Annotated in this window: 15 protein-coding genes; 5 read left to right on the top strand and 10 right to left on the bottom strand. The window is 48.9% G+C overall.

Annotated elements, in window-relative coordinates:
• Positions 1–55: 55 nt before the first annotated feature.
• From NC981_RS02930 to NC981_RS02915, 4 genes are all read right to left on the bottom strand, one after another.
• Complete coding sequence (locus tag NC981_RS02930) at positions 56–1,330, bottom strand: helix-turn-helix domain-containing protein (protein WP_348241451.1); 1,275 nt, start codon at positions 1,328–1,330, stop codon at positions 56–58.
• Positions 1,327–1,758, bottom strand: coding sequence for a hypothetical protein (locus tag NC981_RS02925; protein WP_348241450.1), 432 nt, complete (start codon positions 1,756–1,758; stop codon positions 1,327–1,329). Before NC981_RS02925 ends, NC981_RS02930 begins: the two co-directional genes overlap by 4 nt.
• Positions 1,748–2,749: a glycosyltransferase family 9 protein gene (locus NC981_RS02920; RefSeq protein WP_348241449.1), complete on the bottom strand. Its 1,002-nt coding sequence runs from the start codon at positions 2,747–2,749 to the stop codon at positions 1,748–1,750. Before NC981_RS02920 ends, NC981_RS02925 begins: the two co-directional genes overlap by 11 nt.
• 184 nt (positions 2,750–2,933) lie before the next feature.
• Entirely contained in the window at positions 2,934–4,181 is a 1,248-nt protein-coding gene (locus NC981_RS02915) for a dicarboxylate/amino acid:cation symporter (protein ID WP_348241448.1), read from the bottom strand.
• 321 nt (positions 4,182–4,502) lie between these two features.
• On the opposite strand from NC981_RS02915, the gene NC981_RS02910 reads away from it, so the two are divergent.
• The 4 genes from NC981_RS02910 to NC981_RS02895 all read left to right on the top strand — a co-directional run bounded on the left by NC981_RS02910 (position 4,503) and on the right by NC981_RS02895 (position 9,418).
• Positions 4,503–6,431: an amino acid transporter gene (locus NC981_RS02910; RefSeq protein ID WP_348241447.1), complete on the top strand. Its 1,929-nt coding sequence runs from the start codon at positions 4,503–4,505 to the stop codon at positions 6,429–6,431.
• An 84-nt stretch (positions 6,432–6,515) separates the two neighbouring features.
• A complete protein-coding gene (locus tag NC981_RS02905) occupies positions 6,516–6,980 on the top strand; it encodes a tryptophan-rich sensory protein (RefSeq protein ID WP_190378887.1) in 465 nt (154 codons plus the stop codon).
• Positions 6,981–7,503: 523 nt separating this feature from the next.
• Positions 7,504–7,803 (top strand): hypothetical protein, encoded by a 300-nt coding sequence (locus NC981_RS02900; protein WP_348241446.1) that lies wholly within the window; start codon positions 7,504–7,506, stop codon positions 7,801–7,803.
• A 70-nt stretch (positions 7,804–7,873) separates the two neighbouring features.
• Positions 7,874–9,418 carry a TAXI family TRAP transporter solute-binding subunit gene (locus tag NC981_RS02895; protein WP_348241445.1) on the top strand — a complete coding sequence of 515 codons (1,545 nt, stop codon included), beginning with the start codon at positions 7,874–7,876 and terminating at the stop codon, positions 9,416–9,418.
• Between the two features lie 110 nt (positions 9,419–9,528).
• Here NC981_RS02895 and NC981_RS02890 read toward each other — a convergent pair whose 3' ends face one another.
• The 5 genes from NC981_RS02890 to NC981_RS02870 form a co-directional block, all read right to left on the bottom strand.
• Complete coding sequence (locus tag NC981_RS02890; RefSeq protein WP_190378886.1) at positions 9,529–10,332, bottom strand: TPM domain-containing protein; 804 nt, start codon at positions 10,330–10,332, stop codon at positions 9,529–9,531.
• A 134-nt stretch (positions 10,333–10,466) separates the two neighbouring features.
• Complete coding sequence (locus NC981_RS02885) at positions 10,467–11,048, bottom strand: DUF948 domain-containing protein (RefSeq protein ID WP_348241444.1); 582 nt, start codon at positions 11,046–11,048, stop codon at positions 10,467–10,469.
• An 11-nt stretch (positions 11,049–11,059) separates the two neighbouring features.
• Entirely contained in the window at positions 11,060–11,410 is a 351-nt protein-coding gene (locus NC981_RS02880; protein ID WP_348242031.1) for a YtxH domain-containing protein, read from the bottom strand.
• Positions 11,411–11,480: 70 nt separating this feature from the next.
• Complete coding sequence (locus NC981_RS02875; RefSeq protein ID WP_348241443.1) at positions 11,481–11,819, bottom strand: hypothetical protein; 339 nt, start codon at positions 11,817–11,819, stop codon at positions 11,481–11,483.
• A gap of 38 nt (positions 11,820–11,857) precedes the next feature.
• On the bottom strand, positions 11,858–13,432 hold the full coding sequence (locus NC981_RS02870; protein ID WP_348242030.1) for a serine/threonine-protein kinase: 1,575 nt from the start codon (positions 13,430–13,432) through the stop codon (positions 11,858–11,860).
• Positions 13,433–13,537: 105 nt separating this feature from the next.
• Between NC981_RS02870 and tadA the strand changes: the two genes are divergently transcribed.
• Entirely contained in the window at positions 13,538–14,038 is a 501-nt protein-coding gene (gene tadA, locus NC981_RS02865; protein WP_348241442.1) for a tRNA adenosine(34) deaminase TadA, read from the top strand.
• 113 nt (positions 14,039–14,151) lie between these two features.
• Here tadA and NC981_RS02860 read toward each other — a convergent pair whose 3' ends face one another.
• On the bottom strand, positions 14,152–15,984 hold the full coding sequence (locus NC981_RS02860) for a serine/threonine-protein kinase (RefSeq protein WP_348241441.1): 1,833 nt from the start codon (positions 15,982–15,984) through the stop codon (positions 14,152–14,154).
• Positions 15,985–16,156: the final 172 nt, after the last annotated feature.

Below are 16,156 nucleotides of genomic sequence, written 5' to 3'. Positions count from 1 at the left end.
AGAACAATCAACGCAAAACAAACATACTGAATGATTGTTTTATATCATGCAAAATTTAAAGAGAGAATACATTGGGCATTTGCACAAGATGTAATGAGTTTGTACGCTCAGGGATTGTGCAAATGCCCAACTTACGATCGCGAACCGCTAAACTTTCCGAATGCGAATCAACAAAAGAGCGCAACAGTAGCGCTAATCGAATCTGGATTGCATCATCAAATAGGCGGGGATTTAGTCCCGTTAATGAAGTAATTTTATCAAGACGGTAACTTAAAGTATTCCTGTGGATAGATAACTTCCCGGCTGTAGAAGACGGATAGCAATTTTCTGTAAAGAAAACTTCCAGCGTATCAATTAGTTCTGGCTCTTGATCTAACGGGCTGAGAAGATGTTTTGCTAAATCAATTTTTGTGCTTTCGTCTGAAATGCCAACGAACGCGGCGACACCCAAATCGTCTAAACAATAAACTTGGTTTTCACCAGAAAAGTGATGTCCTAAAGACAATGCCGCTTGTGCATCTTGATACGATCGCGCCAACCCTTGAATGCCTGGATGATAGCGCCCAATTCCGATGCTGAGATTGGTTCCGGTTTGCGATCGCAATTGATTCAGCAATGCGGTACTGGCTCGTTTTAAGGCGGCTAAATTTGCCCACGATGGATTTCCGGCGGGGTCTTTCTGGTCTGCCCAAGCCTTAAGATCTTGAGTACTACTGGCTTTTAATACTGCAATCTCACTCCCGCCAATGTAAGCACAAATTGTATCGTTAGGGAGATGAAAGAACTTAACAATGCTTTCAATAATTACCTGAATTCTGCGTTGAGTTTGAGCATCCAACATTTCAAACGGCTTAGTCGGACAAGAGAGCAAATATTCAGCCGCATCAATCAAAATCACAGCCCGCGGACGAGTAAAATCTAAGCCCAAAATCTGCGCTTCTCGTAGCACTTCAGATTCGTTCCGGCTCGCAGAACGCAGCAGATCATGAATAAACTTGTTTTTCAGTTCTGGCTGAAAAGGCTGATCTGAGATCGACATTGCCTGGGCAATCACTAACTCTACTAAAACTTGCATTAGCCGCAGCGAAATCTCATCAGACTCTAAATGGCCGAGAATCAATTCGCCTCGTTGGTATCCGACCTGTAAAGGCAGTCTCAAATTCGATGGTGCATCAAAACAGTGTCCAACTGCCTCATTCTCGGTACTTACGACCACAATCGCTCGATCGTCCACTACAAACACTCGTGCATTCAGCACCTCTTGGATCTGCTGAACAATCACTTGAGCAACTCGCTTAAACCGAATTAGCGCAGCTCCTTCTCGTGTCACGCTGCCTCCCGAAGAGTATTCAGCATCTCCTCAATACTCGCTCTACACACCGACAACACCCCGCCTCCGAACTCACAAGACACTCCGCCTCGCACCGGAATTCCGGCAAGATAACAAGCATAAGCAGCCGGATACGGCGATCGATTTCCATCGGGTAAGACGATCGCCGCATCAAATTGCTCAACTTTCAGCAGTTCAATCAAATTCAGTAATCGCTCTGGAACATCAGACAAGCTTGTTTCAGAGATAGCAGAATGTACTAAGACCTGATTCACTTGAGCAATTGAGAGTGCCACTTGACTCAGCCGAGCCGCACACAGCACAACAATCTGCGAACTTGGCAACTGCGATCGCACCTGCTTAATTCCCGATCGCAATCCATCTGCATGATTGCCAGTCTGAATCACCAATACCTTCTCAGGCAACATAGAGTGCCTCCTGCTGTAATAGAGCTTCAACCTGCTCCAAGACCGTGCTAATCGAAGCAGGAGGCACAATCGATCGATGGCGCTGGCGATCCAAAGGCGACCATCGCTGCGGATCAGACCCACTAAAGATCACCACGCTTGGAACCTTGAGCGCCGCCGCAAGATGTGAAACTCCCGTATCATTGCACACCAACAATCGACAGTTTTCTAGCACTGCCGCCAACGTCCCCAAGCTGGTTCGTCCTGCTAGATTGATCGTCGGAGCCTTGATCAATTGTGCGATCGCCTCAGTTAATCCCCGTTCCGCATCGCTTCCGGTCAATACCACCTGCCATCCCTTCTGGGCGAGATGCTCTGCGATCGCTGCGAACCGATCTCCTGACCAACAGCGCGAAGAAACACTTGCCCCGGCATGAATACAGACATAGCGCTGTAGATCGTACAGTTGCAATAAAGCTTGTCTCTCTTGGCGATCGTTCTCTCCGATCGGAAATTCCATCTGCGCGTTTGACGCTGGGATTCCTACAAAATCAAGCAAGCGCAAATACCGCAAAATTTCATGCTCCGTTTCGACGAACGGCAAAAACGAAGCGAGATCGGGACAAACTTGACTGGATTGGAAGAATCCGATCGTTCGCCCTGCACCGAGTTCCAGTGTTAGCGGATTCGTCACAACGCCGCTTCCATGCATCTGAATTGCGAGATCAAACTTGCGCGATCGCATTTCTGCAAAAAAAGCTGGCAAAGCAGATAAATCAACAGACTGCTCTGGCAGACCAGGATAACCAGGCAGCACTACAAACTCATCAATGTACTGCTCAAATCGCTCCGCTAATCCCTGTGAACCGGACAAACCAATCAGCGTCACCTTTGCTTGAGGATAAGCGACTCTCAGAGCGCGTAGGGCTGGCACTGCACACAGGAAATCCCCCAATCCTGGTAATGCCCGAACGATCGCAATTCTTTCTGCTGTTGAAATCGCCTCACTCACACTGTCTACCTACTATCCTTCTACCTGCTACGTCTTGAAGCAGAGTAGAGGTTCTAGGTAAATTATGTCGTCCCTACATAGATAGAAGAGAGTAGAAGATCAGTCCGACCCAGGATAGAGATCATGAAAAAGTGGGTCAAAAGCCCACTTCGTTTAAAGACTGACCTACCAAGTTGAAGTGCGATTAGGTAAGCTCCCTGACCTCATCCGTGACATCAGTAGGCTGAGGAGCCGGCGCATCTTCCCAAGCATTCAGAATGACTGCATTTGAAACATTGCCAATAATGTTGAGCACTGTTTTGAAGCCATCAGTTAAGCGATCGATTCCCGCCACAATTGCCACTCCTTCCACGGGTAATCCTGATGCAGTCAGAACAGTCGTCATCATGATGATTCCAGAACCAGGAACACCCGGAGTGCTGAACGAAACTAAAAAGGTGCTGAGTACGATCGCAAGCAACAATGAAGGAGTCAAAGAAATATCAAACATTTGAGCAATAAACACCGCATTAAAGCCTTGCAAAATCGCTGATCCATCTCGCTTTAATGCTGTTCCTAAGGGGACTGCAAAGCTAGCAATGTCCTCACGCAGCCCATAATCTTCCTGAACATTCTTCAGGACGACAGGCAGTGCAGCATTAGAACTTGCAGTGCCAAATGCTAACGACAAGGCTGGAACAAGACTTTGAAGCAGTTTAATCGGTTTGGCTTTCAGTATCGCAAGAATCAAGACATAGAAAGTAATCATGATCAATGTCGAAACAAAGAGCGAAAAGACATAGGTAAATAACTTCGCGATGAGCTGTAGCCCTTCGGTTGCAATAACTGAGCTAACTAAGGCAAAGACACCAATCGGTGCAACATAAAGCACGATCGACAGAATTTTTTCACTAATGACATAGCAACTTTCAACAAAGCTAACAAAGCTTGCTGCCTTTTCACCCACAAGCTGAATTGCAACCCCAATCAACGCAGATGAGAAAATCACTTGTAGTAGATTGCCTGTGCTAAGTGCTTCAATTGGGTTCGTTGGAATCAAGCTCACTAACCAATCGATTAGTGATTGTTGTTGAGCGATCGCACTAATCTGCACATCAGTTGAAACCGACACTCCAACTCCAGGCTTAACAACAACCGCTATGATCAATCCCAACGCCACAGCAATCCCACTCGTTAAGCAATAGCTCACAATCAGCTTTACCGCATACCGCCCAACCTGTGCCGCATTCTGAATCCGAGTCAAGCCTAAAATCAGCGATGAAAAAACGATCGGCACGACCACAAACTGAATCAACCGCAAAAATGCCGTTCCAGTTGGACTGAGCAAATAGAGATCGAGCGGCAGGATCACTGTCGGAAAGAAATCATGCAGCACCGCCCCAAACCCGATTCCCACCGCCATTGCCACCAAAATCAGCGTCGATAAGCTCATAGTCTTGACTCTTCAACCGTCAGGACTCACTGTAGCACTGTCGATCGCTTCAGTTCTTTCGATCGCTCCCCTTATTTCCACCTTTATAATTTGTCAAAGTGGTCAAAGAATTTTTTGCCCTACAGCTAAAATCCTCTATCTTTCCTTTGGCTAGCCTGTAGAGCCTCTAAAACTACAGTCTTCGACCTTAGATAGTTATTTCCACAGTGATAACATGTGAACTTTAATCTTGACGGATTTTGACAAATTAAAACTGCTATTCAGCGATCGTGCTTCTGCATGAGCTGAATCAGGCTCGCTAAATCTTTAGGAGTAATGTTCATGGTCGGGCCAATTGTTCCACCAAAACAATATCGACGACAGTTCGCCGAATGGTTGCTGGACGCTAATCGCAGCGAGGCAGAAAAGCATCATGTGAGAAAACCTTGGTGGCAAGTGATGTGTCTGACTGGGGTGGATTACTTTTCGACTCTAGGCTATCAGCCAGGAATTGCCGCACTCGCTGCCGGAGCCTTATCTCCGATCGCAACGCTGATCCTAGTGCTATTAACGCTTTTCGGCGCACTTCCTATCTATCGCCGCGTTGCCAGTATCAGTCCACATGGAGAAGGTTCGATCGCAATGCTCGAAAAGCTTCTACCGGGATGGCAAGGCAAATTGTTTGTGCTATGTTTGCTGGGCTTTGTTGCCACCGATTTTATTATTACGATTACCCTTTCTGCTGCGGATGCCACGGCTCACATTATTGAAAATCCGTTTGTTCCAGAATTTCTGCACGGGCAAAGCGTTACGATTACGTTGATATTAGTTGCTCTGTTGGGAGCTGTTTTTCTTAGGGGTTTTCAAGAAGCGATCGGCATTGCTGTCTTTTTAGTCAGTGTCTATTTGTTTCTGAATTTGATCACCATTGGTGTAGGCGCTTATCAAATATTGAATAACTTATCAGCTGTGGCAAACTGGCAACAAGCACTGTTTGCACAACAATCTAATCCATTGCTAATTGTAGGAGTTGCCGCACTACTGTTTCCTAAGTTAGCACTAGGACTGTCTGGATTTGAAACCGGGGTTGCTGTGATGCCGCTAGTACGAGGACGGCAAACTGATACCGAACAAGCCCCCAAAGGGCGAATTCGCAATACTCATAAGTTGTTGGGAACTGCTGCAATAATTATGAGCTTTTTCCTCATGACCAGTAGTCTTGTTACAACACTATTAATTCCAGCGGCAGAGTTCCAAGCAGGCGGAAAAGCAAACGGACGCGCACTGGCATATCTAGCACACCTATATCTAGGAAATGCCTTTGGAACTGTTTACGACTTAAGCACGATCGCAATTCTCTGGTTTGCGGGTGCTTCTGCAATGGCAGGATTGTTAAACATTGTGCCGCGCTATCTACCCCGCTATGGAATGGCTCCCAGTTGGACATTGATGATTCGTCCTTTAGTGCTGATTTACACCTTTGTTGCCTTTGTCGTAACCATCATTTTCAAGGCGAATGTTGAGGCACAGGGGGGAGCTTATGCTACAGGTGTGTTAGTGCTAATGAGTTCAGCCGCGATCGCGGTCACACTCTCAACGCGCAATCGAGGCAAACTTTCCAGAACGCTCACGTTCGGCATCATTACTCTAGTGTTTATCTACACTACGATCGTCAATATTATCGAGCGACCTGAAGGAATTCGGATTGCCTCGCTGTTTATCGGAGCGATCATTGTCACGTCGATGATTTCGCGAGTTTGGCGATCGACTGAGCTTCGGGCTGAGCACCTTGAGTTTGATGAAGTTGCGCGTCAATTTCTCGCTCAAGAAAATCATCATGCGGTGCGATTGATTGCAAATCGGATCAGTATAGGGGATGAACGAGAGTATTTTCTCAAAGAACAAGAGGTACGCGAAGATACTCACATTCCACCAGATGAAACCATTCTGTTTCTAGAAATCCAGATTTCAGATGCGTCGCAATTTGCCCATACCATTCAAGTCCAAGGAGTGCAGGTTGGAAACTATCGCATCTTGAGAGCCAGGAGTGCTGCTGTACCGAATGCGATCGCAGCCATTGCCTTAGCCATTCGAGATGAAACGGGTCGGCTTCCTCATGTTTACTTTGGCTGGGTCGAAGGTAATCCGATTCAATATTTGATGCGGTTTATTCTACTGGGTGAAGGAGATATCGCAGTTTTAACTCGCGAAGTCTTGCGAAAAGCTGAAAGAATTCCGCAGCGCCGTCCCCGTATCCACGTGGGCGGATAGTTCTGCCTGGGGATACAGGTTGCGCTTGTAGCAATCTCGCTATGTTCGAAATGCAGAGTTAGGAGCAGTTCATTGAAACCCTGGATGATCATTGCGATCGTAACGATATTGGTATCGTTTGGAAGCTTTCTGTTTCACCCCAAAGAGGACATTCGCTGGGTGAAACGGCTGAATCTTCCACGCTGGTTAGCGATCGTTGAACCTGTAATTCCAGTGATTTGGACTGTGATTTTTACCTGTGGTGCAATCTCGGCGCTGCTTGTGTGGAGAGCCGATCCAGGCAGCCTCAAAACCTGGTTGATTATGGGCTTCTATCTGCTTGTGGAGGTCGTGACTGTTGCTTATATTCCGCTGACGTTAAGACTTCGCAGCTTAGCGATCGGAACGGTAATCGGAGGCTTTGGTGGGGTTTTGGGTTTTGTCTTAGCTCTCTCGGTATTGCCGATTTCCCCGCTTGCCGCCCTGTTTCTTGTGCCTTATTTGCTCTGGAGTCCGATCGGAACCTATGCGACCCGTGAGCTAATCGATTTCAATCCCGAAGCGATCTAACAAATTTATTTCGCCCTTCTCACAAATGTACCTTCGTTGGAGACTTCCGTTAAAACGCTGACGCTCTTAAGCGACTTATATGGGGCACTCTGAAATAGAAGTTGCTCATTCGCAAGTCCATTCTCGTCTACGGTTATGTCTCTTTCTCCGATCGCTCACTATCACATTCGTAAACTTCTAAGGCAAAATCTTGAATACCTCGATCGCTTGTTTCCACTTCAAATTGCTTCAATCTGAGTGACGACAATCTCGATCGCATTGTGCAAAATTTGCCACTCGCTCCTGGGAACCGCAGCTTGAGAATTCAAGAGCTTGAGCTGCTAACAAAGCTTTACCAGCAGCTTGAACAAAACCCAGCCAATGCAACCGCACTCATAGAGATCAAGTAGAGATCAAGCGCCGCATTTTTCAGACTCTTGGCTTTGAGATCAAGGACACTGCACCTAACCAGTACCCTCCTATTCTGCGGGAATCTACGATCGACAAATTTTCCTTCTTTTTCCAAGATCAAATTCGAGAAGGAATGCGGTATGCCAATACTCTCTATGGCGCAGCTTACCAATTTGACCTGAGATACCGTCTTCAGGCGCACCAAATGGCATGGGTACTCGCTGAAGCAAAAATCCCAATCGTAGTCACTCTGTCTGCGACTCGATTTGTGATTTGGATTAACTTACAATCTCCCTCGTATGGCGTTTTGGTTCGACAAGATGTCAGTCTTTTAAAGACCCTATCGTTGGTTAGTCTTGCTTTACGGAAAGGAAAACCGAAACAGCTTGAGCCGAATTCATTCAAACAAAAATTATCACTGTATTCGCGGTGACGGTTTCAGGGATGATGAAATCAGACATGATTAAAAGACAGGTCTGAGCGTTCCTTTCTCGATCGAAACAATGCTAAAACTGCAGTTCTTATCGAAGCTAATGATGGGTTGTGCCGTTGGAGTCACATTGCTGACCTCCGGTTGCGCTCGATCGCCTAAACAAGTTGCGCTTTCGAGTGGAACCAGTCAGGGCTATTACAGTCGATTGGCAGAGCAAATTCGCTCCGTAACTCATCACACCGTACAGCTCAAGGTCGAAAACCGCGAATCTCAAGGCTCGATCGAGAACCTGAGGCGTTTACTCGATCGTCAGGTAGACTTCGCCTTAGTGCAGCTTGATGTCGTCAGCAATGCCATGAGCCAAGGGAAAGTTCAAGCCGTGGCAATTTTGGCAAATGAGCCGATTCACATCATCGCCTCCAAAGATGCCAAAATTCGATCGTTCTCCGACTTGAACAACAAGCGGGTCGGAGTTGGCTCTTCAGGCAGCGGCATCCGTTACACCTCGGAATATCTCATTCGAGCCTTCAACCTCAAGCTTCAGAAAGACAGCTCTAGCTTTGATGAAACCTTTCGTAAGCTCAGCATCCGTCAGCTTGATGCTGGATTCTATGTAGGAACGCTGGGTGCAAGCGAACGACTACGACAGGAGTTAATTGCAAATTCCTCGCTGCAACTGGTGTCGATCGAGCCTGAGCGCATCAACTACCTCACCAATCGCGATCCGGGTGCGTATCAGTCCACAACGATCCCGCAGGGTGTGTACAATCCGCGCCCTGTGATTCCCAGCCGCGATATTTCTACTCTCGCCACTGCAACTGTTCTGGTGACTCGCCCCGATGTCAGCACCGAAACGGTTGGCTTACTCACCTGGGCGATTCTATACAATTCCCGCCGGTTTTCGCTCTTTTATCCCGATTTGCAAACCGGGGAAGCGCGATCGCTGTTGCAGAGAAACTTGCTCTACGTCCATCCCGGCGCTCAGAATGTCTATGCTGAAAATGCTGATCCGCGCAATGCGTGGCTGCGATATCTCGAAGCCAATAGTGACCTCCAGGCAGGACTTGTGATTCTATTTGGTACGAGCGGGATTGGATTAATTATTCAGCGATGGAGACGCGATCGCAGCAAAAAGTTCCTCCTGGCTACCATCACTCGCACCAACGAACTGAAGCAGTTTCTTCCGCACAACCCTCAGCAAGCTCTAGAGGGCATTGAGGATCTGAGCCAGGAACACCGCTTGATGTTCATCGACGGTTCGATTACGTCGGATGCCTATGAGCAAGTACAGCACAAAACGCAAACTTTCGCGGTTCAATGCCGCACTATCCTAGAGCAGCAGCGAAAACAGTTTGTTCTGAACACACTACTGGTCTTAGATGACTGGCAAGCCTCGCTGCAAACCGATCCACAAGCCGCCCTACAGAAATTAGGCTATCTCAAGCAGCAATACCGCGAGATGTTGATTACTGACCAAGTTGAAGTTCAGGCATATATCGAGCTAATGGAGCTAACTTTACTGTCTGTGATGACTTTGAGCGGAACTGCTATTCTGCCTGAAATGGCTAGCCCAAGCTTGGAAGAGCGATCGGAGGGTTCATCAACCCCGGTCTAATTCAAACTTAAAGAATCGTGGGAGATCGCCAGTTCGTTACATAATCGTAGCGACGCGATCAGTCATGTCGCTACGATCCTCTAATGGAGAATTGCTTGTGTTCTGAATGTTTAGGTTTCTGAGGTGGACGATCGCGCAAAAGATGGAGCTAGAAATGCAACTAGCGCTCCGATCGCAAATCCTGCCACATTGCGAAACAGAGGGAGCCATTCCGAAGTGCGAGTCACAACTGGGCCAACACCGAACGCCAAAAACAAAATGCCCCACAGCGGCGAGAAAATCAGCGCCCACTGCCAAGCAAAAATCTGCCCTTCTTTACGAGGCTGTGCCGCAAAGCCAAACACCAATCCACCGACTGTAGATGTGATTAACGTCAATAACCACTGCTCACGCGGTAATCCCGGAACCACGCTACAGCCACCCTGCAACAAGCATCCTTTCACCGACTCTAACGCCTGCAAAATTGCCTGATCCCCGCCGTTATCTCTCACAAAAAACTGGTTGCCAAATCGGGTTTGCAGCTCGATCCAGAATGTCCGAGACAGTAGCGGATACAGGTCATCACCAACGCTGAAATTTAATAAATTCCCACCACGGGGATCAGCCACAAGCAAAACGCTTTTATCGTCCAAACCCCAAAATTGTTTTACCGCAGTTCCGGGAGTGCGATCGCTCTGAGTGAGAACGCGCAGTTTCCAGCCCGTCTTTGCCTCAAAATTGGTTAAATCTTCGGAGAGCGTCTCTTCCTGGATCGTCGTCAATTCATTCGCGAGATCAATCACATTCGTCGGATGATCGGGCAGCAGGTCAGGATTGTTATAAGCCTGAGCCGCAGGTGCGATCGTCCATACGGAGAGAACAACCATCAGCGCCATCAGTCCTTGTAACAGACGGCGGACTCGAAGAGTGTGCATGGGCGGTTTCACAGTTGTATGACTAAAGAACATAGAAGCGATCGTAAAATGAGACGTTCAGGGATTAACGTTCATTTTTGTTTACATTTGTTTAACTAATTCTAATATAGGATCGCGATCCCTGAGAAATTGGACTACTCTGGCTTACGCTGCACCGGTTGTCTTGGAGGTTCAGTGGGCTGCACGTCCGATTGCTCATTCGGTAAATTCTCACTGTGGCGATCATGGTGCGGGTCTGCGCTTAAAGAATCTTCGTAATGATTGTCGTCAAAAGGGTCGCGATAAGCAGTAGGACGAAAAAACGATCGTGGGTCTGAACCCGATGCCAACCGGGACGATCGCCGCGATTTATTCGGCTGGGTCAAGGTGCGCCATGCCGCTTTCACACCCACAAACACGCTTCGACTTGTCGTTTGCGCTTTTTGAACCTGCTGTTTTACTCCGGTAATGCTCTGATCGACCTGTTTCACCACTTGGGTTGCACTCTGAACACCCTGCGTCACGTCATCGGTGAGATCGGTGACTTCCAGACCCGTAATTCGCAGCGCCTCCAGCGTTGGCGGCAGTTCGCGATTCAGCGTATCAAATAGCTTTTCCGCACTGCGGGCGGCGCGTCCCATCTCATTAAACGCTGGGATTGCAACCGTAAGCAGTGCGGTCAAACTGATCGCCACCAATAAAATTGATAAACCTAACCAAAAAATAGGATCAGCCACATTTCACTCGCCTATCGCAAACGATCGCGTACCGGAGGATTTGGTTCATTCCCTGATTCAGTTTCACGATCGAGGAGTTGATGCTCACGCTGAGTCGCTTCGAGACCCGCCGAGATCGCTTCTTTCAATCGAGTCAGGGTACCATCCCAGTTTCGCAAAGCTGTCTCAGAAAATCGATCTGCCTGAAGTTGGACACTGGTGGAAAGATCTTCCGCAAGTTCAGGTAGGGCATCGGCTGATTTTTTGATCAGTTGTCGGGTTTCTCGCCCAGTGCGCGGTGCCATCAGTAAGCCTGCGATCGTTCCCATCGCCGCTCCGACAATCATGCCGCCTAAAAATGATCCAGACCGATTAGACATAATGCTCGGCTTTTCCCCTTGCTAGTATTTCGATCAACACCGTACCCCCATTTTGCCAGACGAAGAGAGCGATCTAGCGGTTCATTCGTTTTGTAGCAGATTTTCTTAAGCGTTGGGGGAGTTTGGGACTCAAGAACATCGATCGTCCCATACCAAGAAGTGCCATCGCTTTCTGAGCTTGCTGGAGTTTTGGCTGGAGTTGTCGATAGTTCTGACGAAGCTGGTGAACAGTGAGTTCTCGTCGCTCAATTCCTTCAGGTGCGCCGCTGAGTAGATTGTGTGTATTCTGTTCTGCAAGAATCAGGGCATCTGCGGCTTGAGAAAATGTCCGGCGCAGGTTCCGCATTTGCCAGGTCAGGTAGAACCCGTAAAGTGCCAGTGAAAGATTCAGAGCAATAACGGCGATTAACATGGTGCGATCGAGAATTTATCTTAATAATAGCCATGTCTTTACAAAATTCCGCGTTTTCCGTTGGGTCTGACGGTTAGCCAGTTCATTTTTGCGGTGGTTAACTGTTCTTCAGTGATTTTCGCGCCTGTGAGATTCGCGCCACAGAGGTTCGCTCCCCGGAGATTGGCATTGAGCAAATAGGCTTGGGTGAGATCGGCTCCCCGCAAATCTGCCCCTTGTAAATCCGCATTGCTCAGATAAGACTGCGCCATATTGGTATCACGTAAATTTGCGCGGCTTAAGTTGGCTCGCCCAAAATCTGCGTTAAATAAGTTTGCGCCTTGTAAGTTAATTTGCTTGAGATTCGATTGGTGAAAGACTGCACCGGCTAGATTAATTTTTGGAGCGACGACAGCGCACAGCTCTACAGAAGCAAAATCGCGTTTTCCTTTGGTATACAAATTAGCGAGAGTGATAGCATCCAGTTTTGTGGCCTGATTGATTCTGCCTTCGGTCATGCCGCTAGTGCGTCCGCCCGAATCACGAGGACGGGCTGCCATCATCCGGTTTCGGGCGGCTCCGGTTTGGGTGTGAGTTGAGTCCGATCGCGTATTCCTAGCACGAATTGCCATTGCTGCGCGAGCGGCGGGAGAGCTTGGCTGGGAATCGGGTTCGCGTTTCGGCAGGGTCGATCGGGCGGTGACGCTATTCATGCTGTTTGCCAAACTATCAAGATACGGTTCTAAGTCCAGCGCCCGGAGAATCTCATTAGCCGACTGAAACCGATGCCGCACGGACACTTCCAGCATTTTCTTCAAGACACCTGCAAAGTGTTCGCTGACGTGAACTTGCCTTTGCCAGAGGAGTTCGCCTGTTGTGGGATCGTAATCTAAATCTTTAGGAGATTTCCCAGACAAGAGATAAATACAGGTGACTCCGAGTGCATACAAGTCACTGGCATACACTGGACGCATCGCCATTTGCTCTGGTGGGGCAAACCCTGGTGTCCCAATGGCGTAAGCGGTTAAAGCAGTTTGATCCGATAAGCTTGTAGAAATCGAGTTAACCTGATTTTTCACGGCTCCAAAGTCAATTAGCACAAGCTTGCAGTCTTGCGATCGGCGGATCAGATTGGCAGGCTTGATGTCCCGGTGAATCACTTGATGGCTATGCACGTACTGCATGATCGGTAGGATTTCACTGAGAAACTGTTTGACTCCAGCTTCACTAAACGCGCCCGATCGTTTGATTTCCTGTTGCAGCGTCGATCCGCTAATATACTCTTGAACTAGATAAAATTCTTGACTTGCCTCAAAATAATCCAGCAAACGTGGCACTTGTGGATGATTGCCAATTCGTCCCAGCGTCTGGGCTTCTCGTTCAAACAGATCTCGCGCCATTTGCATGACATGAGGAGCCGTTGCGGTGGGACGGAGTTGTTTAATCACGCAATGAGGCTGACCGGGAAGCGATTCATCCCTAGCTAGAAATGTTGCACCAAAGCCACCTTGACCCAGCGCGTGAAACACCCGATACCGATCGCGCAACAGCAGAGAAACACCACAAGCTTGACACCGCTCAACGTTCGCCAGATTTTCGGGATTAGAACAGACTGGATTTAAGCAATAGCTCATGAGGACATCGATCGCGCTACAGAATGTTTGACCCTGAACTGCCCAGAGCTGCAAGAATCTCCAAGGCAATCAGGTAGAGTATTCCCAAAAGCCTCAATAAAGTTCATGGTTTCTGGGTACCCAAGTGGGATCAATAGCGCTGACTATTCCACGCACTGCGATTGGATGCGGCGAGCGCTCGAATTGGCACAGCAAGCCGGAGATGCGGGAGAAGTTCCGGTTGGTGCGATCGTGGTTCGATCTAGCACGATTATTGCGGAGGCTGAGAACCGCCGAGAACGCGATCGCGATCCGACGGCTCATGCAGAAGTGTTGGCGCTGCGACAAGCGGGGCAAGCTTTACAGTCCTGGCATTTAAATGACTGTACGCTGTACGTAACGCTGGAACCCTGCCCGATGTGTGCGGGTGCGATCGTCTTGGCGCGATTAGGAATGCTTGTTTATGGAGCTGATGATCCGAAAGCTGGCGCGATTCGGACAGTGTTGAATTTGCCGGATAGCGCGGCATCGAATCATCGATTAACAGTATTCGGTGGGATTTTAGAAATGCCTTGCCGGGATCAATTGCAGCAATGGTTTCGACAGCGGCGTGAGCATAAAGATTAATGCGAATCCGACAGACTGCGGTTCGAGACTGATCCCAATCGGCTTGCTTTTGGCTGGTCTGACGCAGAGCGTGGGAGAGTTCCACTGCTAGCAGTGGGAGTTTGCCAATTTGGCTAGTTTCGCTTTTGATGGCCGCCTCGGTTCAGTTTTTGCTCAATCTGCTGCCGCAGACTGAGCGCGTCTTGGTAATCGGGTCGAAGCTGAATGGCTTTGTCGATCGATGCGATCGATTCATCAATCCGCCCCAAGCGCCACAATACAGCACCCCGATTGTTCCAAGCCTCTGCTAAATCTGGTTTGAGGGTGGTTGCTTTATCCAGGGCGGCGATCGCTTCAGGGAAACGACCAAACCGGAACAGTAGCGTTCCCTGATTGCTCCACGCCTCAGCAAAATCAGGCTTCAGGGTGATAGCGCGTTGATAAAGCGGCAAGGCTTGCTCGTACTGTTGCTGTTGCTCCAGAGCGTACCCTTTACTCCATAAAGCTTCTGGATAATTCGGGCGCAGCGCTAATGCAGCCTCACACGCCGTGATCGCATCTTTACTACGCTGTAAATAATTCAAGCTGTAGCACCGTCCCCAATGCGCTTCAGCAGATTTGGCATCGATCGTGATCATCCGATCGTAGGTGTTCACGGCTTGCTGATACTGCTTTGCTGTCCGCTGCTGTTTTGCTTCGTCGAGGAGTTTTGCAGCTTGAGTCGCCGGATTCGGGGAAGGAGCAGGCGTGGAAATGCTCAGATTTCTTTGAGGGGGACGAGTGGCATTCCAACCGAAAAAAGTAGCGCCTAGTATCGTGAGTCCGATCGCGGGAGGCAGCATCCGACGGCGAGAAATCTTAGCGAGCGGTTCGCGCCATCTGACCGTTACGCTTTGCTTAAGTGTGCTGACTCGCATTAGGGATGTCGCCGCTAAGACGGTGGGACGGAACGACGCGAGAAACGGAAAGATTTTTCGCGCCTGCATCGCTGCATTGTCTAAATTGCGTGGAGGATTCACGGCTAAGGCTGCTGTGGGTACCGGAACCGAAGCGGTTCCGGTAGAGTTTGACGCGATCGGTGGATGCGAAGGCAGGGGGATAGGTGCAGCGCCGAGATCTGCGGAAATCGCTTGAATGGCGGTCAAAGCTTGTACAGCAGTGGCATAGCGATCGCGAAAGTCAGCACAGATCATCTTCTCTAGCACAGCAGCGATCGCGGGGCTAAGATCGGGTAGATGATCGCGCCACTGAAGCTCTCCGGTATTCGGATTTTGAGTGAGATGGGAAGGCGGAAGTCCGGTGAGAGCTTCGATCGCAATCACACCAACCGCATAAATATCGCTACTAAAGCGGGGCATTCCTGCCATTTGTTCGATCGCCATATAGCCTGGAGTGCCGATCGGGATCGTATGAGTTGGCGCAGTGTGACTGAATCCGGTACTGACTTGCTTCACGGCTCCGAAATCGATCAGCACAATTTTGCCATCTGAGCGACGATGCATCAGATTTGAGGGCTTGATGTCGCGATGAATCACGTTCTGCTGATGCACAAAGCTCAGTCCGTCAAGCAAGCTGCGAAGCATCCAGAGGACTTGCGCTTCTGACCAGGGTTGCCCAGCAATCAGTTCTTCACCCACGGGGTGTCCGTCGATCCACTCCTGAACCAGGTAGAATTCTGAATTCTCCTGAAAGTGAGCCAGCAGGCGCGGAATTTGATCGTGATGTCCCAAGCGATAAAGCACTTGCGCCTCCGTATCAAACAGGCGGGCAGCGACCTGCAAGCTTTGGGGATGAGTAGACTGGGGTTTCAGTTGTTTCACGACGCAGTGAGGCTGACCGGGAAGGTGCAAATCCGCAGCAAGAAAAGTTTGACCAAATCCACCCGCGCTCAATTCCTGAATAACTTGATAGCGACCTCCCAACGGATGATTGGACGAATTAGACTGAAATCGCTGTAAAACACTCACGAATTGTTCTCACTCCTGGTGCAATGACGATTTTGGATGTGAGTTCGATCAAGGTTTTTCGCTTCGCTTGAGTCATCGGGCAGTCCCCAAATCCTCTACCCAAATCTTTTACATTATCTTTTACCTTAGGGCGACTCCAAGCCGGAAATTCCAATTTCCCACACTGATTACC

It is taken from the genome of Leptolyngbya sp. DQ-M1 (assembly GCF_039962505.1).
Lineage (GTDB): Bacteria > Cyanobacteriota > Cyanobacteriia > Leptolyngbyales > Leptolyngbyaceae > Leptolyngbya.
The sequence above is the reverse complement of the archived record's forward strand: the minus strand, read 5'-3'. Positions and strand labels throughout refer to the sequence as shown.

What these genes read in the sequence shown, in the direction of transcription:
- NC981_RS02925 (WP_348241450.1), bottom strand. Translation starts at nt 1,758, where the DNA reads ATGTTGCCTGAGAAGGTATTGGTGATTCAGACTGGCAATCATGCAGAT.
- NC981_RS02895 (WP_348241445.1), top strand. Translation starts at nt 7,874, where the DNA reads ATGCTAAAACTGCAGTTCTTATCGAAGCTAATGATGGGTTGTGCCGTT.
- NC981_RS02875 (WP_348241443.1), bottom strand. Translation starts at nt 11,819, where the DNA reads ATGTTAATCGCCGTTATTGCTCTGAATCTTTCACTGGCACTTTACGGG.
- NC981_RS02900 (WP_348241446.1), top strand. Translation starts at nt 7,504, where the DNA reads ATGCGGTATGCCAATACTCTCTATGGCGCAGCTTACCAATTTGACCTG.
- NC981_RS02870 (WP_348242030.1), bottom strand. Translation starts at nt 13,432, where the DNA reads ATGAGCTATTGCTTAAATCCAGTCTGTTCTAATCCCGAAAATCTGGCG.
- NC981_RS02905 (WP_190378887.1), top strand. Translation starts at nt 6,516, where the DNA reads ATGATCATTGCGATCGTAACGATATTGGTATCGTTTGGAAGCTTTCTG.
- NC981_RS02915 (WP_348241448.1), bottom strand. Translation starts at nt 4,181, where the DNA reads ATGAGCTTATCGACGCTGATTTTGGTGGCAATGGCGGTGGGAATCGGG.
- tadA (WP_348241442.1), top strand. Translation starts at nt 13,538, where the DNA reads ATGGTTTCTGGGTACCCAAGTGGGATCAATAGCGCTGACTATTCCACG.
- NC981_RS02910 (WP_348241447.1), top strand. Translation starts at nt 4,503, where the DNA reads ATGGTCGGGCCAATTGTTCCACCAAAACAATATCGACGACAGTTCGCC.
- NC981_RS02890 (WP_190378886.1), bottom strand. Translation starts at nt 10,332, where the DNA reads ATGCACACTCTTCGAGTCCGCCGTCTGTTACAAGGACTGATGGCGCTG.